Source organism: Nonlabens marinus S1-08, from assembly GCF_000831385.1.
Classification (GTDB): domain Bacteria; phylum Bacteroidota; class Bacteroidia; order Flavobacteriales; family Flavobacteriaceae; genus Nonlabens; species Nonlabens marinus.
Genome location: NZ_AP014548.1, coordinates 1534215 through 1552280 on the forward strand (window position 1 = coordinate 1534215; position 18066 = coordinate 1552280).

General features: G+C 41.2%; 16 protein-coding genes. 13 read left to right on the top strand and 3 right to left on the bottom strand.

Annotated features, from left to right (window positions below):
* The first annotated feature begins 14 nt into the window (after positions 1 to 14).
* The 5 genes from NMS_RS06995 to NMS_RS07015 all read left to right on the top strand — a co-directional run bounded on the left by NMS_RS06995 (position 15) and on the right by NMS_RS07015 (position 5088).
* Positions 15 to 443, top strand: coding sequence for a cytidine deaminase (locus NMS_RS06995; protein ID WP_316931179.1), 429 nt, complete (start codon positions 15 to 17; stop codon positions 441 to 443).
* Between the two features lie 150 nt (positions 444 to 593).
* A complete protein-coding gene (gene pdhA, locus NMS_RS07000; RefSeq protein WP_041496062.1) occupies positions 594 to 1592 on the top strand; it encodes a pyruvate dehydrogenase (acetyl-transferring) E1 component subunit alpha in 999 nt (332 codons plus the stop codon).
* A gap of 3 nt (positions 1593 to 1595) precedes the next feature.
* Entirely contained in the window at positions 1596 to 3290 is a 1695-nt protein-coding gene (locus NMS_RS07005) for a pyruvate dehydrogenase complex dihydrolipoamide acetyltransferase (protein ID WP_041496063.1), read from the top strand.
* Between the two features lie 126 nt (positions 3291 to 3416).
* Positions 3417 to 4412, top strand: coding sequence for a M28 family peptidase (locus NMS_RS07010; RefSeq protein WP_041496064.1), 996 nt, complete (start codon positions 3417 to 3419; stop codon positions 4410 to 4412).
* On the top strand, positions 4405 to 5088 hold the full coding sequence (locus NMS_RS07015) for an SDR family NAD(P)-dependent oxidoreductase (RefSeq protein ID WP_041496065.1): 684 nt from the start codon (positions 4405 to 4407) through the stop codon (positions 5086 to 5088). The genes NMS_RS07010 and NMS_RS07015 overlap by 8 nt, the downstream gene beginning before the upstream one ends.
* Before the next feature lie 289 nt (positions 5089 to 5377).
* Here the strand turns inward: NMS_RS07015 and NMS_RS07020 are convergent, their stop codons facing one another.
* Complete coding sequence (locus tag NMS_RS07020) at positions 5378 to 6520, bottom strand: 5-(carboxyamino)imidazole ribonucleotide synthase (protein ID WP_041496066.1); 1143 nt, start codon at positions 6518 to 6520, stop codon at positions 5378 to 5380.
* Positions 6521 to 6806: 286 nt separating this feature from the next.
* Here NMS_RS07020 and NMS_RS13700 point away from each other — a divergent pair, with 286 nt between their 5' ends.
* Together NMS_RS13700 and obgE are read left to right on the top strand one after the other, a co-directional pair.
* Positions 6807 to 7910, top strand: a complete 1104-nt coding sequence (locus tag NMS_RS13700) for an adenylate kinase (protein ID WP_084217636.1) — start codon at positions 6807 to 6809, stop codon at positions 7908 to 7910.
* A gap of 50 nt (positions 7911 to 7960) precedes the next feature.
* Positions 7961 to 8968, top strand: a complete 1008-nt coding sequence (gene obgE, locus NMS_RS07030; RefSeq protein WP_041496067.1) for a GTPase ObgE — start codon at positions 7961 to 7963, stop codon at positions 8966 to 8968.
* A 16-nt stretch (positions 8969 to 8984) separates the two neighbouring features.
* Here obgE and NMS_RS07035 read toward each other — a convergent pair whose 3' ends face one another.
* Together NMS_RS07035 and NMS_RS07040 are read right to left on the bottom strand one after the other, a co-directional pair.
* Positions 8985 to 9428, bottom strand: coding sequence for a DUF1569 domain-containing protein (locus tag NMS_RS07035; RefSeq protein ID WP_041496068.1), 444 nt, complete (start codon positions 9426 to 9428; stop codon positions 8985 to 8987).
* Positions 9429 to 9442: 14 nt separating this feature from the next.
* On the bottom strand, positions 9443 to 10765 hold the full coding sequence (locus tag NMS_RS07040; RefSeq protein WP_231862370.1) for an exo-beta-N-acetylmuramidase NamZ family protein: 1323 nt from the start codon (positions 10763 to 10765) through the stop codon (positions 9443 to 9445).
* Here NMS_RS07040 and NMS_RS07045 point away from each other — a divergent pair.
* The 6 genes from NMS_RS07045 (at position 10746) to NMS_RS07070 (ending at position 18027) form a co-directional block, all read left to right on the top strand.
* Positions 10746 to 11978 carry an ABC transporter permease gene (locus NMS_RS07045; protein WP_041496069.1) on the top strand — a complete coding sequence of 411 codons (1233 nt, stop codon included), beginning with the start codon at positions 10746 to 10748 and terminating at the stop codon, positions 11976 to 11978. The genes NMS_RS07040 and NMS_RS07045 overlap by 20 nt on opposite strands.
* A gap of 145 nt (positions 11979 to 12123) precedes the next feature.
* Positions 12124 to 13113 carry a PLP-dependent cysteine synthase family protein gene (locus tag NMS_RS07050; RefSeq protein WP_041496070.1) on the top strand — a complete coding sequence of 330 codons (990 nt, stop codon included), beginning with the start codon at positions 12124 to 12126 and terminating at the stop codon, positions 13111 to 13113.
* Between the two features lie 304 nt (positions 13114 to 13417).
* Positions 13418 to 14692 (top strand): DUF2851 family protein, encoded by a 1275-nt coding sequence (locus NMS_RS07055; protein ID WP_041496071.1) that lies wholly within the window; start codon positions 13418 to 13420, stop codon positions 14690 to 14692.
* Between the two features lie 34 nt (positions 14693 to 14726).
* Positions 14727 to 14954, top strand: a complete 228-nt coding sequence (locus tag NMS_RS07060; RefSeq protein WP_041496072.1) for a PspC family transcriptional regulator — start codon at positions 14727 to 14729, stop codon at positions 14952 to 14954.
* A gap of 9 nt (positions 14955 to 14963) precedes the next feature.
* The gene (locus NMS_RS07065; RefSeq protein ID WP_041496073.1) at positions 14964 to 15965 is read left to right on the top strand and encodes a potassium channel family protein; all 1002 of its coding nucleotides are present in this window, start codon (positions 14964 to 14966) and stop codon (positions 15963 to 15965) included.
* An 85-nt stretch (positions 15966 to 16050) separates the two neighbouring features.
* Complete coding sequence (locus NMS_RS07070) at positions 16051 to 18027, top strand: alanine/glycine:cation symporter family protein (RefSeq protein ID WP_041496074.1); 1977 nt, start codon at positions 16051 to 16053, stop codon at positions 18025 to 18027.
* Positions 18028 to 18066 lie beyond the last annotated feature (39 nt).

Sequence of the window (18066 nt, forward strand, 5' to 3'; positions counted from 1 at the left end):
ATGGCATAGAAGAGCTGGAAACAGCAGATCAAGAGTTGATGCGTGAAGCATCAATAGCACGATCACAAGCCTATGCTCCTTATTCTAATTTTTCAGTTGGTTGTGCGCTGTTACTAGAAAACGGTGTAGTCATACGTGGGAACAATCAGGAGAACGCTGCTTACCCATCAGGTTTGTGTGCAGAGCGCGTCGCTATTTTTGCAGCTGGGGCTAATTATCCAGGGGTTGCTATGGTGAAAATGGCCATTACCGCTGGTCCTGTGGGTAGTAAGTTTGATAAACCTGTACCTCCATGTGGCGCTTGCCGTCAGTCCATGGTAGAGTATGAGTCCCGTCAAGAGAAATCCATTGAACTTTTCTTTATGGGTGCTGTAGGTAAAGTCGCTAGGTCCAGGTCTTTAAGTGATCTTTTACCGCTCATTTTTGATAATAAATACCTTTAGGCATTTCGTACGGATTTAACCCTAGAATTGGTTTTCCTTTACCCTTTTTTCAACTATTTTTGTTTTCCGCAATTAGAAGTGCGGCCATGGCAATAAAAGGAATTGTGATGGGTTCGCTTTCGCGAAAGCGAAATAAAAACAACACTTTACATGAAAAAAGTAACTAAAGAAGTTTTACTGAAGTGGTACGAAGACATGCTCTTCTGGAGAAAGTTTGAGGATAAACTGGCTCAAGTGTACATTCAACAAAAAGTTCGTGGATTTTTGCACTTATACAATGGGCAAGAAGCTATTCTAGCGGGTGCGTTGCACGCCATGGAACTAGGAAAAGATAAAATGATTACTGCTTACCGCAACCACGTGCAGCCTATAGGTATGGGCGTAGACCCTAAACGTGTGATGGCAGAGTTGTATGGAAAAGCTACCGGTACGTCACAGGGTCTGGGTGGTTCTATGCATATTTTTTCAAAAGAATTTAATTTTTATGGAGGTCACGGTATCGTAGGAGGGCAAATCCCTCTAGGTGCAGGTATTGCATTCGGTGATAAGTACCACGATCGTGATGCTGTAACATTGACATTTTTTGGTGATGGTGCAGCACGTCAAGGGTCTCTTCATGAAACCTTTAACCTGGCGATGTTATGGAACCTACCTGTAGTTTTCTGTGTAGAGAACAACGGTTACGCGATGGGAACTAGTGTTGCCAGAACCGCAAACCATACGGATATCTGGAAGTTAGGTTTAGGCTATGAAATGCCTTGCGGTCCAGTGGACGCCATGGATCCAGAAAAAGTAGCTGAAGCTATGCATGAAGCTATCGAGAGAGCACGTTCTGGTGGTGGACCAACATTCTTAGAGTTGAAAACATACCGTTACCGCGGTCACTCCATGAGTGATGCTCAAAAGTACCGTACCAAAGATGAGGTAGCAGAGTACCAAAAAATTGACCCGATCACCCAAGTAAAACAACGCTTGTTAGATCAAGAAGGCGTTACTGAGGCTGACATCAAGAAAATCGACAAAAGAGTAAAAGAGCGTGTTGCAGAATGTGAAAAGTTTGCAGAAGAGTCTCCTTACCCAGAGAAGAGCCTTATGTACGATGCCGTATATGAGCAAGAAGACTACCCATTTTTACCGTCAAAACTATAATCAATGGCAGAAGTAATCAACATGCCGCGTTTGAGCGACACCATGGAAGAAGGTGTGGTTGCTGCGTGGTTGAAAAAAGTAGGAGATAAAGTAGAAGAGGGAGAAATTCTAGCAGAAATTGAGACCGACAAGGCGACAATGGAATTTGAATCTTTTCATTCAGGTACGTTATTGCACATCGGGATTCAGGAAGGGGAAACCGCTCCGGTAGATCAATTGCTTGCCATTATAGGCGAAGAAGGTGAAGATATTTCTGATTTAATCAACGGCGCTGGAGATACTAAAAAATCTGAAAGCGATGATGAGGAGTCTGATAACGAAGATGAAGATGACGTGACAGAACATTCTACAGATGCAGATGACGATAGTTCTAGTGACAGTAGCTCTAGTGACTTGCCAGAAGGTGTGGAAATCATTACCATGCCTCGATTGAGTGATACCATGGAAGAAGGTACCGTGGCATCATGGATGAAAAAAGAAGGTGATGCGGTAGAAGAAGGAGACATACTAGCAGAAATCGAAACCGATAAAGCTACTATGGAATTTGAATCCTTCCATAAAGGTACCCTGCTCAAAATTGGTATTCAAGAAGGTGAAACCGCCGCGGTGGATTCTCTACTTGCGATCATAGGGCCAGAAGGAACTGATGTTTCCGGTATCGATATGAAAGGCGGTTCTTCTAAAAAAGAAACTAAGAAGGAATCTAAAAAAGAAGACACTTCCAAGAAAGAAGAGAAAAAAGGTGCTGCTGCGGTAGATGAAAAACCAGCATCCGTTCCAGCTTATGGTGGACCGCAGGAAAGTTCTAATGAATCTGCTTCCAGTACAAATACTTCTGGAGGACGCATTTTTGCATCGCCGCTCGCTAAGAAAATGGCAGCAGACAAAGGCATTGACTTAGGATCTGTGAACGGTTCTGGGGAGAATGGTCGAGTGATCAAAAAAGATATTGAAAACTATAAACCAAGTAGTGCCAGCGCTGGAAGTTCGCAAGCGTCTTTTGAAGCGGTAGGAACAGAGACTTGGGAAGAGGTTCCTAATTCGCAAATGCGTAAGACCATTGCGAAGCGTTTAGGTCAATCAAAATTTACAGCGCCACATTATTATTTAGGTCTGGATCTAGATATGGACAATGCCATTGCAAGCCGTAAGGCGATCAATGAATTGCCAGACACTAAGATCAGCTTTAACGACATGGTCATTAAGGCGGCAGCAATGGCGTTGCGTAAACACCCTAAAGTAAATACGAGCTGGACAGACGCGGCTACTAAAATTGCTAAGCACATTCACATAGGTGTAGCAGTGGCAGTAGACGATGGTTTATTAGTTCCTGTGTTGCCATTTGCAGACCAAATGAGCATGCAGCAAATAGGAGGTAAAGTACGCGAACTAGCAGGCAAGGCTCGCGACAAGAAATTACAGCCTAAGGAAATGGAAGGAAGTACCTTTACTATTTCTAATTTAGGGATGTTTGGGATTACTGAGTTTACATCCATCATCAATCAACCCAATTCCGCAATCATGTCTGTAGGTGCTATCGTGGAACAACCGGTGGTTAAGAATGGTCAAATTGTGATTGGAAACGTGATGAAAATCACACTTGCTTGTGATCACCGCACGGTCGATGGAGCGACTGGAGCTGCATTCTTACAAACCTTCAAATCTTATATTGAGAATCCTATCGTGATGTACGTCTAGGAGTAAACTATAAAGAAAATTCAAAACGCCGATCTACAGATCGGCGTTTTTGATACTTGATGTTTCATTCCATCAATTTCGAACTGGCTATTGAATTCGCTATTTTTACCTTTATAAAACTTCCCAATGAAAAAATTACTTTTACTTTCAATTACCGCTGTTTTCATTTCTTGTGGTACCGCAAAGCGTATTGACGCGCTGGGCACTTCGACTAGCACCACTCAGAAAAAAAGGGTGGCACTTCCTTCCAGCAACCCAACACAAATAGCTATTGACGTTCAATACCTAGCCAGCGACGAGCTTAAGGGTAGAGAAACAGGTTCAGAAGGGATTGAACTTGCTGCGACTTACCTAGCAGAGCGCTTTGAACAAATGGGAATTCAACCTTACGGGCAAAATTACAGACAACCTTTTACTGTAAATGACTTATCAGGAAATAATATAGTTGCCATAATTCCGGGTAGCGACAAAGACCTTATGAAAGAAGTTGTTGTTATAGGGGCACATTATGATCATATAGGTATGATACAAGCAGTGGCTGGCGATAGTATCGCTAACGGTGCAAATGATAATGCGACAGGAACTGCAAGTGTGATGGCAGTTGCAGACCTCTTCAAACGTCTAGACTTTAACCGTAGGACCATCGTGTTCGCTTTATTTTCTGCTGAAGAGAAAGGCTTAGTTGGTTCAAGGCAATTAGCCGCTCAAATGAAGGCAGCTGGAGAAAATGTAGTAGCAATGATCAATTTCGAAATGACAGGAACGCCTATGGTAAATCGCGAGTACCTCGCTTACCTTACGGGTTACGATACTTCTAACATGGGAGAAATCCTTAACAGAGAAAATGAAAATCGCATCGTCACTGGAAAGTTGGAAGCAGCAGCTCAAATGAACCTATTCATGAGGTCTGATAATTATGCATTTTATCAGGAATTCAAAGTGCCATCACAAACGATCAGCACTTTTGATTTTACCAACTTTGAGCATTACCATCAAGTAGGTGACGAAATTTCTGGAGTGGACGCGCAGCACATGGCTAAAGTCGTGGATGCTACGTTACCTGGAATTCTCTTCATAGTTAATGAAAATGGACTAAAGATGAACGCCTTGCCTAATGAGTAAAAATATTGTTATAACAGGTACCAGTCGCGGGATAGGCTTTGAACTAGCACAGCTTTTTGCTAGCAATGGTGATGAGGTAATGGCGCTTTCGCGAAAGCGAGCTCCCATCCAAGATCTCAACAATTCAAAGATCACTGCAGTTTCATGTGATTTAGCTAGCGAGGCCAGTATTGCAGAAGCAATAGAGGAAATCCATGCGAAATTTGATCGCGTAGATTTGTTGATTCACAATGCGGGCTGGCTCGTCAACAAACCTTTTGAAGAGTTGACTAAAGCCGATTTTGTCAATTGCTATGAAGTGAATGTTTTTGGGGTGGCCTTGCTTACTCAATCATTACTACCGCTGATGAATAAAGATTCTCACGTGGTGGCGATTAGCTCCATGGGAGGTATTCAAGGAAGTGCAAAATTTCCAGGACTAGCGGCCTATAGCAGCGCCAAAGGTGCTGTAATCACTCTTTTCGAGTTATTGGCAGAGGAATACAAGGAAAGCGGACCATCTTTCAACACGTTAGCCTTAGGAGCAGTACAAACAGAGATGCTGGCAGAGGCTTTTCCAGGCTACGAAGCACCCTTGCAGCCTAAAGAAATGGCGCAATACATTATGGAGTTCGCCCTGACTGGAAATAAATTTTATAATGGGAAGACGCTGGAGGTGAGTTCGAGTACGCCTTAAAAAGCTAATCGAACTATACTTAAAATGGATACGTATAGGCCTTCCATTTTTTTTAATTAAAGCTCAATCTCCTCAAATATTGTCATCCATAATATTCAAGGCTTGAATTGGAACTTTGTCATGCTGAACTCGTTTCAGCATCTCCTGTAACTAAGCTAATTTTTTGATTGTAACTCAACTAACAAAAAGTCGTGAATTATATTTTAGACGAAAGATTTGAACGGCCATGCAAATTCAAAATACCAGAACTGTTCTCGACTGCGCTCGAAATGACATTTTCTACTAACTACTAACTACTAACTACTTTTATTTTTGCTTTCACCTCTTCAGCAAGCTTTCTAGCAGTTTCAATCTCCTTAGCAACAACTGTCACATGTCCCATTTTTCGAAACGGCCTGGTTTGTTTCTTTCCGTAAATATGGGGTGTCACACCATCCATCGCTAGAATGTCTTCAATACCATCATATATTACGTTACCTATATAACCTTCTGCACCTACTAGGTTGACCATAACGGCAGGAAGAACGGTGTCAGTAGACCCTAGTGGTAAGTTTAGTACGCAGCGCACGTGTTGCTCAAACTGATCAGTCACAGCACCTTCGATAGAATAATGTCCGCTGTTGTGAGGTCTTGGCGCTACTTCATTTACGAGTATTTCACCATTTTTTGTCAGGAATAGTTCTACAGCAAGCAATCCTACATGTTCAAATGCTTCAGAAACTTTTAAAGCTAGGTCACGAGCTTTTCTAGAAACTGCATCTGTAACTCGGGCAGGACAAATCACATATTCCACTTGGTTGGCTTCTGGGTGAAACTCCATCTCGACTACCGGATAGGTTTTTATATCGCCGTCTGCATTGCGCGCCACGATCACGGCAAGTTCCATTTCAAAATCCACCATGTCTTCATAGATGCATTCTTGAGCAGGAAGATCATTTAAATCAGCAGTTGACCGAATCACCTTTACTCCTTTACCATCATAACCACCTTCCGCACTTTTCCATATGAACGGATAACTGCGGTTATGATTTATTTCAGGTTGTGGGAATAATTGAAAGTCTGCTGTTGGAATGCCTTGTTCTTTATAGAAAGTCTTTTGCCTTGCTTTGTTGCGTATGCGGTTAAGGACACTAGCACTAGGCGATACCGCAATGCCTTCTGCTTCTAGATCTTCTAGTGCTTGCACATTGACATTTTCAATCTCGATAGTCAGCACATCTACCTGACGGCCAAATTCCATCACGGCCTCATAATCCATAATATCGCCTTCAAAAAAGACGGTGCAACCTTCAAATGCAGGTGCGGTATCGTCCTCATCCATGACATAGGTTTGCACATCCCATTTACGGGTCGTGTACAACATCATTTTTCCTAGCTGTCCACCACCTAGAATACCTAATCTAAAATCTGAAGAAAAAAGAGTCTGTTTCATGCCTCAAAAATACAAGTTCTAATTTGGATTTAAATGATGTTAATGTTGCGTTAGTGATTGAAGTGGAAATCCTTTTTTAGAACGAATGCATGAGATGCATTGTGCTAAAAAAGATTGCAACGTAAAGCGCGGCCGCAGGCGCCGCGCAGAGCGGAGTCGAAGTGCAACGCCCTAATAAATCATACTATTTAGGTGGCATAACTCATAAAATGAGTGGGATTAAATAGTCCTATCATTGAAACATCTCCTTTTTGCAAATCACTATCTTTGCACAAAAATTTTCAAAGTGCAAAAAATTCACGATCTCTACTTCAAACCTTACCTGAGTGCCAAGGAGATTGAAAGCGCTGTTGACAATCTGGCTTACCAGCTCAACCGTGATTTGAAGGGTAAATGTCCTATATTTTTAGGCATATTAAATGGAAGCTACATCGTACTTGCTGACCTAACTCGTAAATTCCAAGGCGATTGTGAAATCGCTTTTTTGCGTACCAGCAGTTATGAGGGTACAGAGTCGACGGGTAAAATACAACTGGATATGGAGTTGGACATTGACCTCACTGATCGAGTGGTGGTCATTGTAGAAGATATAGTAGACACTGGACTGACGGTAGACGCGCTTTCGCGAAAGCTAAAAAACCACCAGCCTGCGGCACTCCATATTGCCACCTTATTTTTAAAACCAGACGTTTACAATCGAGAGTTGAAAATCGATTATGTAGGCCAAAATATACCTAACAAATTTGTCGTGGGTTACGGCATGGATTATAATAACTTAGGGCGCAATTTGCCAGAACTTTACGTACAGACCAATTCTATGAAAAATATCGTGCTATTCGGCCCTCCAGGAGCGGGAAAAGGAACACAAGCAGAACGTTTAAAAGAAAAATATGGATTGATTCATATTTCCACTGGAGACGTTTTTAGAAAAAATATAAAGAATTCAACTGACTTAGGAAAACTGGCTAAATCCTATATGGATAAAGGAAACCTAGTCCCTGATGAAATAACCATCAAAATGTTGAAAGCGGAGGTAGAGAAAACTCCAGACGCTGCCGGATTCATTTTTGACGGCTTCCCAAGAACAGATGCTCAAGCTAAAGCTTTAGATGAACTGCTGGAAAGTATGAATACAGAAGTCAGCGGAATGGTGGCACTTGAAGTGGATGATGAGGTTCTCGTACAACGTCTGTTGGAACGTGGGAAAAGCAGTGGACGTCCCGATGATGCTAATGAAGAAGTTATCCGTGATCGCATCAAAGTGTATTACGAGCAAACAGCGCCGCTGAAAAACTATTACCAGGCTCAAGATAAATACCATGGCGTAGATGGTGAAGGGTCGATTGACGAGATCACAGAACGCTTGAGTGCAGAGTTCGATAAGCTTTAGAAGGATCTAAGAGGCTTAATTAAATTAATAGAGAACTAATAAGTAAAACCATGACTGAAGGAAATTTTGTAGACTATACTAAGGTTCATATTGAATCCGGTCGTGGCGGTAAGGGGAGTACACACCTACACCGCGAAAAATATATTGACAAAGGTGGTCCTGATGGGGGTGACGGTGGTCGTGGTGGTCATATCATCATAAAGGGGAATAAAAACCTCTGGACCTTGTATCACTTCAAATACCAGCGCCACTTTAAAGCTGCACAAGGTGGTAACGGCGCAAAACAGCGCCGTACCGGTGAAGATGGTGATGATATATATCTAGAACTGCCCTTAGGAACGGTCATCAGAAATACGGAGACGGGTCAAATCATTCACGAAGTTTTAGAAGATGGTGATGAGTTCATCATTGCAGAAGGAGGAATGGGCGGTAAAGGAAACTGGCATTTCAAAAGTTCGACTAGGCAAACGCCTAGATACGCACAACCTGGAACCGAAGGCGAGGCGCTAGAAGTTACTTTTGAGCTTAAAATACTAGCAGACGTAGGTCTGGTTGGTTTTCCTAATGCGGGAAAATCCACATTATTGTCAGTGTTGACTGCTGCGAAACCTAAGATCGCTAACTACGAATTCACAACCCTAAAACCTAACCTAGGAATCGTAGAGTACCGCGATTTCCAAACTTTTGTTATAGCAGATATTCCTGGAATCATTGAAGGAGCTGCTGAAGGAAAGGGGATTGGTCACCGATTCCTACGTCACATAGAGCGTAATTCAACACTGCTTTTCATGATACCAGCAGATGCTGACGATATCAATGAGCAGTATCAAATATTACTTCACGAGTTGCGTAAATACAATCCTGAAATGTTAGATAAAGAGCGCTTTGTAGCGATATCTAAATCAGACATGCTGGATGAGGAACTCATGGGTGAGATCAAGGAACATTTGGACAATGAAGGAGCTTTCGATGGCGCTCCTTATATGTTTATCAGTGCGATCACGCAACACAACATGCAACAGCTGAAAGATCGACTGTGGCAGATGTTGAATGAGTAATACTCTTTGCTACGTATCAAACCCCAAACTGCCTAAAATGGTGGTCCAAGTGTTTCCACTGTAAGATTCCCCATTGGTCTTTGGTAAAGTGACCAAAAACTGGATGTGGACGACGCTTCTCATTGTCCCGGTCGTACCACAATTCTTGCATCCATTGGTCTAACTTTTCTTTTTCACTAGAGAAATCATAATCATCTACCATTCTAAACGCCTTTGCAGTAGGGGCATTTTTTTGAAATGGCTTCGGGCTGTACATCATCTTTTTAAAAAAAACTTTGATTAGCCAATTGGGCTTAATGCTAAACTTTTCTTTTTCTAAAGCAACTTGAAGTGGGTATTGACAATGCTTAAACATTTGTGCGGCATTCATCTTGCCCCATAGTGGTTCGTTCTCTGGCTGGATAGTTCGCAACCGACCTCTTAATTCATTATAGGTAGTTTCGTTAAAAAAGGATTCCATAACACCGCTATTAATTATTCATATAATAGATAAGCCTGTCTCATCTGGTCATAGGCTTTCAAGTCTGATTCCCAAGTCGCAGCAATTGCTTCAGCACTCATTGCTTTTTCGATTTGAGCTTGCAGCTTTTCTGTTCCTGCCAGGTTAGTAAAAAAGGAGTTGAAGAAGCTTTCTTTGTAGGGCGCTTTCGCGAAAGCGTCTACAACAAATTCCAACTGCAACTTATTTAATCGTGGGTATTCCCTCAAGTCCACACCAAAACATTTCTTGCCGTTAAAAGGCGGTCGTTTAGCTCCTGCGTTTGGAGTAGGTGTAAAGGAGAAGTTTCTGTACTTAGCTAGGGAAGGAGAGCCATACACTTGAAATTGCATGTCAGTACCTCGACCTACACTCACGTCAGTTCCTTCAAAAAAGCAAAGGCTGGGATATAAATTGATGGACTGTGCATTGGGTAGATTAGGTGATGGGGGAATAGGCAAATGATAAGGAGTCGCATGGGTGTAATGTTGATTTTTGAATACCTTGATACTCGCTTGTTTGCCATAAGGTAACCACTTCTCGCCATTGATCATTTGAGCATATTCACCTATGGTCATCCCGTGTACCACCGGTACAGGATGCATGCCTACAAAACTTTTGTGTTGTGAATCCAGGATAGGCCCGTCGATATAGTGTCCATTAGGATTTGGGCGATCTAGGATGTAAACTGTTTTATTGCTATCAGCCGCGGCTTCCATCACATAATGAAGCGTCGATATGTAGGTGTAAAATCGGGCGCCTACATCTTGAATATCAAATAAGATGATGTCTACATCAGCTAATTGAGCTTTGGTTGGTTTTTTATTGCTGCCGTATAAAGAGATGATAGGCAAACCGCTACGTTTGTCTATGCCATCTTCTACCACTGCACCAGCATCTGCCTCGCCTCTAAATCCATGCTCAGGAGCAAATACTTTTTTGACATCAACCCCTAGGGAGATCAAGGTGTCTACTAGGTGTACGTATTTAATTTTTTCTGCTTGATCCCAGGTGCGTCGCTCTGCTTTAGTCAGCGTGTTCACAACACTGGTTTGATTGCCTACAACTGCCACTCGCTTTCCTTTTAACTGGCCTACCCAACTACCTATCTGATCTGCAGCGGTGACGGGCTCATTGTCTAAGGGCAGTATGTTTCTCGTACTGTCCAGATCTACCGCGCTAGGAAGTTCTACACCATTTTTGGTAGTAGTTTTGCTCTTTTGACCGATGCTCCCATTGCAGGAAGTCATTACTAAAGCCATAAGGATTATGGTATATTTGAACATAGAAGAATAAGGATTGAATCTAGAGTATTTCATAGCGCAGCGCGTACAAAATAGTACGGCCTATAAAAATAGCGTAAGCGCACCGATTATAAAAATTGCTACTGCTGCAATTGCAATAGGCATGATCGTCATGATCATTGCGGTTGCAACAGGTGTTGGCCTTCAAAAAAAGATTAGAGAAAAGGTCAGTGCTTTCAATGGTGATGTGACTATTTCGCTGTTTGATCGCAATAACTCCATCACGACTGTGCGACCTATTTCCAAACAACAAGAGTTCTATCCTGATTTCAAATCAGTTCCAGAAGTGACTCATGTGCAAGCCGTAGCGACAAAAGGCGCCATGATACGTACCGAAACTGATTTTGAAGGGGTTATTCTTAAAGGTGTAGGAACCGATTACCGCTGGGAAAGTTTTGAGGACTTTTTGATCGATGGCAAGTTGCCTGATGTTTCACAAGAGACTACTTCTAAAGACATCTTAATCTCAGACGATATTTCTCGCAGGTTGGGATTGAAAGTAGGTGATAAGGCGCCTACTTATTTCATGAAAGAAAATGAAGAGCCCTTAGGACGCTCTTTTACAGTAGTCGGCATTTATGACAGCGGTCTAGAAGAATATGATACTAAATTCATCCTAGGTGACATACGCAACATTCAAAAAATCAATAAGTGGGAAGATGACGAGGTTGGTAAGTTTGAAGTTTTTATTACTGACTTTAATCAAATTGATGAAATAGGAAAAGATATATTTCTGAATGTTCCACAGACGCTGGATGCGCAAAGTATCAAGGATCAATATCCCACGATATTTCAATGGTTGGCATTGCTGGACGGGAATATCTATGGAATTATTGGCGTCATTTTGATCGTTGGGATCATCAACATGATAACGGCATTGCTGGTTTTGATTTTAGATAGAACAAATATGATAGGCGTACTCAAATCTTTAGGCGCTACAGACTGGACGGTTCGCAAAGTATTTCTATACAATGCGATGAGTCTGATTTTGAAAGGTTTGATTTGGGGTAATTTGATAGGTCTAGGATTGGTCGCGCTTCAATACTTCTTTGCTCCGCTCACCTTGGATCCTGCTACCTATTATGTGAGCATGGCACCAGTATATATATCATGGTGGCACATACTTGCACTTAATCTAGGAACATTCACCATCTGTTTATTTGTGTTGATCATTCCCACATACATTGTTAGCCGTATTTCTCCAGTGAAGGCGATGCGTTTTGAATAATTTGTAGCAAGTACGCTGAAGTTTACATTGAGCCTGTCGAAATGCGAAAGCGTAATCACCCACAATTCCTATTAAAGAAAATAGCTATAGCAATACCTTAAAAAGCTCTCTGCAAAATCCTAAATTTGCAGCGCAAAATAAGATCATGGATTACGCAGAAAATATATTAGGGACCATTGGAAATACACCAATGGTGAAGATGAACAAGCTGGTAGAAGATTTACCTTGCTTGGTACTGGCTAAATACGAGACGTTCAATCCAGGCAATAGCGTTAAAGACCGCATGGGACTGATGATGATCGAGGATGCAGAGGCAGATGGTCGATTAAAACCTGGTGGAACCATTATAGAAGGAACCAGTGGAAACACGGGAATGGGACTTGCTCTAGCTGCGATTATTAAAGGCTATAAATTGATCTGTGTTTTAAGTGACAAACAGTCTAAGGAAAAAATGGACATTCTACGTGCTGTAGGTGCTGAAGTTCACGTATGCCCAACAGATGTAGCTCCAGACGATCCACAATCCTATTATTCAACCAGTAAACGATTGAGCGAGGAAATACCTAACTCTTGGTATGTCAATCAATATGATAATCCTTCCAATTGTAAAGCGCATTACATGAGTACTGGTCCAGAAATCTGGGAACAGACAGACGGTAAAGTGACTCATTTTGTGGTAGGTGTTGGCACTGGTGGTACCATATCTGGTGTTGGGACCTATCTAAAAGGTAAAAACCCTAATATCAAAATTTGGGGAATTGATACGTATGGATCTGTCTTCAAAAAATATCACGAGACTGGCGAGTTTGATGAGAAAGAGATATATGCATACGTGACTGAAGGAATCGGTGAAGATATTCTACCTCTTAATGTACGTTTTGAAGTGATCGACGGCTTTACTAAAGTAACCGATAAAGATGCTGCAATTTACACTCGCAGGTTAGCTAAAGAAGAGGGGATGTTCCTAGGTAATAGTGCTGGAGCAGCTATTAAAGGTCTGTTGCAAATCCATGAGGAAGTTGGGTTTACTAAAGATGACGTTGTAGTAATACTCTACCACGATCACGGCAGTCGTTACGTTGGGAAATTTTTCAACGATGAATGGATGGCTCAAAAAGGTTGGTTGGAAGAGTAGATTTTTTACGATTTAGGGTAGAAATTACAATCAATGGACCTTTATATCTATTGAGCGTTTAGTTAATGCCTTTAAGTAATTATGCTGGGCTTTATTTGCCAGAAGTGGTTCATTTTATAAAGCGGCACAGATTTAAAAGCTAAGTTGGGCTTCTTAAGTTTTCGTCTAGTGAACCTTTTGAACAGGCGTTAAGCTAGTGTTTTATATCTTAATAATTTTGTGATTTTTTCCAATTGTAGCTCCTTAATTTGAAATACTTTTCTTCCATGAATTGCGGATCACTTCACTCGCAAAACACTCACTAATGACGGAAGATTTTCTCCATTACCTCTGGAAATTTAAAAAACTGAGTGGGCAAGAGTTGCGCTCTACAAATGGAGAGTCGATTATCATAAAGTCTCTAGGTCAACACAACTACCATTCAGGACCAGATTTTTTTAATTGTCGTCTGGAAATTGCCGGTCAATTGTGGGCAGGAAATGTTGAAATGCATTTGCGAGCCAGTGATTGGTACCGTCATGGTCATGATGATGATCCAGCTTATGACAATGTGATTTTACATGTGGTGTGGAAACACGATGCAGAAATCACGAGACGTAGTGAGGTCGACATCCCAGTATTAGAAGTTGCGGGATACGTTCCAGACAGCTTGGTTCTTGCTTACACGCGTTTGTTTGCCTATAAAAACAACCAATTTATTAATTGCGAAAAAATGATAGATCAAGTAGATTCTTTCATCGTAAATAGTTGGTTGGAAAAAATGTACTTGCAGCGTCTGGAACAGCGATATGAAAGAATCCAGCTAAGTTTGGGAAAAAATAATAACGACTGGGAAGCTACTTTTTTTCAAATGCTGGCCCGTAGTTTTGGGACTAAGATAAATGCCGATGCGTTTGAACAGTTGGCGACAAGTATAGATCAGTCCGTTGTTCGCAAACTAGCAAGTGATGCATTTCAGTTGGAGGCCGTGTTATTTGGTCAGTCAGGCCTGTTGGACAAGGAATTTGAAGACCGTTATTTTCATTTGCTTGTTAATGAGTTCGCTTTCGCGAAAGCGAAGTACCAATTAACACCTATTCACACCAGTTTGAAATTGTTCAGGTTGCGACCGGCCAATTATCCCACCGTACGATTATCACAACTAGCTATGCTTTACCACCAAAATCCATTGCTTTTTGCTGAAATTTTGCTTGCCCAAACTAAAACGGAAATAAAAACATTGTTTCAGGTAAAGGCAGCCACCTACTGGAATGATCACCACCTGTTTGATAAAGCGACAGAGAGCAAGGAGAAAGTAATCACAAACGATTTTATAGATTTAGTGATAATTAATTGTGTTGTCCCTATGAAATTTGCGTACGCAAAATACCATGGAAAGGAAAATCTGGAAGAACTACTATCCTTAATGAGAGAACTCAAAGCAGAAAAAAACACCATTACTGCAGGTTTCAACAAATTGATTGCTATTGAAAACGCCTTAGAGACTCAGGCAGTTCTACAACTGAAACCTAATTACTGCGATCAAAATGTTTGCTTAAATTGTGATATAGGCATCCAGTTGATGCGCGCAGATTCTTAACCGTCCATCGCCTAAACTTGCTTAAATTTGAAACATGGGTTTAGTAACTGAACTGAGACACTACTTAGAGAAATACGGTTTTTATGTATCAACACGTATGGCAGACCGTCTGGGAATGCGAGCCCGTAACGTGCGTATTACGTTTATCTATTTTACGTTTGCCACTTTAGGTGCTGGATTTGCCATATATCTGATAATGGCGTTTTGGTTGCGCATCAAGGATCTTGTCTATGTCAAACGAAGTTCTGTTTTTGATTTATAACTAATACGTATGCGTAACAAGATACCCATTGCTGTCGGAATGCTGACATCAGTTCTAATTATAGGTTGTATAGGCTATAAATACCTATTAGACGTGTCTTGGATTGATGCGCTGTATATGACAGTAATTACTATTACCACAGTTGGATATCGAGAGATGGGAGATCCTAGTCCAGAGGCAAAGATGTTTACTATATTCATCATTTTGACCAGCGTTGTGATTGTGGGGTATTCGGTATCGGTCATCTCTGAATTCTTATTAGCTAGAAACTCTAGAATGGCGCGTCGAGAGCGTGAAAAGAAAAAATACTTGAAATCTATGGAAAATCACATTATCGTCTGCGGCTATGGTCGTAATGGAAAGCAAGCCGTTGCAAAACTGCAAGATTACAAGCGCGACTTTGTAATAGTAGAAAAAAACCAACAAGTCATTGACGATTGCCATATTGAAAACAAGCATTTTATAAGAGGGAATGCAAATGAAGATGAGGTGCTTCATATGGCTGAAATTGAAAAAGCGAGTGTGCTTATTGCTGCCTTGCCAGATGATGCTGATAATTTGTTTATCGTGCTCAGCGCAAGACAGCTTAACAAAAACCTGAAGATAATTTCACGAGCAAGTGAAGAAACCAGTTATAAAAAATTGAAGCTTGCGGGAGCGAATAATGTCATTTTACCAGATCAGATAGGAGGGCAGCACATGGCCTCCTTGATCGTTAGTCCAGATCTTATTGAGTTTTGGGATAATTTAAGTTATGGCGGTGATGATGGGGTAAATCTAGAGCAAGTTTCTTTTGAGCAAATGTTTGATCATAACAATACCTGTACGATCCTGGACTTGAACTTAAGGCAGAAAACAGGTTGTAACATCATAGGTTACAAATCTCCTGATGGAGAATATATAGTTAACCCAAGTCCTGACACGGCTATCAGTCCAGGCTCTAAGATTATTGTGGTAGGGAACGCAAAGCAGATTGCACAACTACAAAAATCTTACAGAATCCTAGAATAGTCGCTTTACAATTTCTTAACAAAACTTTTAAAAGGCAAGATTTTTGTGCATCTTGCTGGCTTAATCAAAAATCACTTTTTAATTGATGAAAAATCTTAACAGAATTGTCCTGTCCCTGATGGCTTTAATGCTTACAACGACAGTTTTTGCACAAGAGCAAAAAGAAGAGAAAGGAATTGACGAAAAGATAGACGATGCTTTCGGTTGGGCTACGGGAGATTACGTAGCAGGTGTTTTTTACCAAATCCCTTTTGGATCAGTTGAAGATGAAATGACAATTGAACTGGATGTTCTAGATGAACTGTCTCCAGATCCTTTGAATCCTAGAGCTCCACGAGAATATAATGCCCCTGACGGTGTAAGATATTCCTTAGTTCAAGATACGTTACAGGTAAATAGGATCTCCCTTTCTGGTGATCAAACTGCTGAAGAACTAGTTTTAAAAACTGATAATCCTAACATCATAATTGATGGTGGGACTTTAAAAATTGCTGCGGCAGATATAGCTCCAGGTGACAGCGTTGACCTTGTAGCTTCTGCACCATTCACGAAGGTCTATTGGGTTCTTTTCCCGCTGATATTAGGAGCGCTATTTTTTACTATCTATTTCAAGTTCATCAATTTCTCCGGAATTTGGAGAGCGATTCAAGTAGTACGAGGTAAATATGAAGATATTGAGAAGCATGGAGCGGAAATGCTTTATGGTGAAGATGGTATTGCTAATGGAGTTGATATTAATAAAGTCGACAGCTTAGAGGATCATATTGATGAAGTAAGCAATGAAATTAAAATTGATGGAGATATCAAGGATACGATACGTGATGAAAGTACAGATGGTGAAGTGAGCCACTTTCAAGCGTTAACGGCTGCTCTTTCTGCGACTGTAGGTTTAGGGAATATAGCAGGTGTTGCAATTGCAGTATCTGTAGGTGGTGCAGGTGCTACCTTCTGGATGATCGTTGCAGGATTCTTAGGAATGGCTTCCAAATTCGTTGAATGTACGCTGGGTGTAAAGTATCGCGACGTGGGTCCTGATGGTACCATTTATGGTGGCCCGATGTATTATTTAACTAAGGGATTAAGGTCTATGGGACTTGCTGGATTAGGAAAAGTCTTAGCTGTACTTTTTGCGATCATGTGTATTGGTGGGTCTTTTGGTGGTGGAAATATGTTTCAAGCCAATCAAGCCGCTCAGATGGTAGAAAACATTACCGGTGGGGCAGATTCATTTATGTTTGGTTACCGTTGGGTATTCGGATTGTTAATGGCGATTTTTGTAGGTATCGTTATTATTGGAGGTATCAAATCTATTGCCAAGGTGACTGACAAGATTGTACCGTTTATGGTAGTAATTTATGTAGGAGCATCCATCTGGGTAATCTTTGCTAATTACGATTTAATTGGATTTGCATTTAATGAGATCATTGATGGCGCTTTTAGTCCAGAAGGTGTTGCTGGTGGTGCGATAGGAGTATTAGTGCAAGGGTTTAGACGAGCAGCATTCTCAAATGAAGCTGGTGTAGGGTCTGCATCCATAGCACACTCTGCAGTACGTACTAAATATCCAGCAAGTGAAGGTCTGGTAGCATTACTAGAACCTTTCATCGACACGGTGGTGGTTTGTACTATGACAGCGATAGTTTTGATAATTACTGGAAATGTCGATCCAGCAAATGCAGGTCTTGCAGATGCTGATGCAATCCTATTAACTTCTGATGCGTTTGGATCAGTGATTAGTTGGTTCCCTTATGTATTGACGCTAGCAGTGGTAATGTTTGCTTTCTCAACTATGATTTCATGGTCTTATTATGGGTACCAAGCCTGGGCTTATCTTTTTGGAAGAACAAATAGAACGGAGTACACTTACAAGATCTTGTTCTGTATTTTTGTGGTAGTAGGTTCTGCAGCAAGTCTAGGGAACGTTATAGGTTTCTCTGATGCGATGATTTTCTCCATGATGGTTCCTAATATGATCGGTATCGTATTATTAGCACCTAAGGTGAAGAAAGAAATGACACGTTACATGAAGGCGATCCGATTGAAGCGCGAGGCCGTTAGTTAAGCAGCTTTATGAAAAATATTAAATCCCTCTTTTTGTTTG

Excerpts from the sequence above, each read along its gene's own strand:
- pdhA (WP_041496062.1), top strand. The coding sequence starts at position 594 with ATGAAAAAAGTAACTAAAGAAGTTTTACTGAAGTGGTACGAAGACATG.
- NMS_RS07005 (WP_041496063.1), top strand. The coding sequence starts at position 1,596 with ATGGCAGAAGTAATCAACATGCCGCGTTTGAGCGACACCATGGAAGAA.
- NMS_RS07010 (WP_041496064.1), top strand. The coding sequence starts at position 3,417 with ATGAAAAAATTACTTTTACTTTCAATTACCGCTGTTTTCATTTCTTGT.
- NMS_RS07015 (WP_041496065.1), top strand. The coding sequence starts at position 4,405 with ATGAGTAAAAATATTGTTATAACAGGTACCAGTCGCGGGATAGGCTTT.
- NMS_RS07020 (WP_041496066.1), bottom strand. The coding sequence starts at position 6,520 with ATGAAACAGACTCTTTTTTCTTCAGATTTTAGATTAGGTATTCTAGGT.
- obgE (WP_041496067.1), top strand. The coding sequence starts at position 7,961 with ATGACTGAAGGAAATTTTGTAGACTATACTAAGGTTCATATTGAATCC.
- NMS_RS07035 (WP_041496068.1), bottom strand. The coding sequence starts at position 9,428 with ATGGAATCCTTTTTTAACGAAACTACCTATAATGAATTAAGAGGTCGG.
- NMS_RS07040 (WP_231862370.1), bottom strand. The coding sequence starts at position 10,765 with ATGAAATACTCTAGATTCAATCCTTATTCTTCTATGTTCAAATATACC.
- NMS_RS07050 (WP_041496070.1), top strand. The coding sequence starts at position 12,124 with ATGGATTACGCAGAAAATATATTAGGGACCATTGGAAATACACCAATG.
- NMS_RS07055 (WP_041496071.1), top strand. The coding sequence starts at position 13,418 with ATGACGGAAGATTTTCTCCATTACCTCTGGAAATTTAAAAAACTGAGT.
- NMS_RS07060 (WP_041496072.1), top strand. The coding sequence starts at position 14,727 with ATGGGTTTAGTAACTGAACTGAGACACTACTTAGAGAAATACGGTTTT.
- NMS_RS07065 (WP_041496073.1), top strand. The coding sequence starts at position 14,964 with ATGCGTAACAAGATACCCATTGCTGTCGGAATGCTGACATCAGTTCTA.
- NMS_RS07070 (WP_041496074.1), top strand. The coding sequence starts at position 16,051 with ATGAAAAATCTTAACAGAATTGTCCTGTCCCTGATGGCTTTAATGCTT.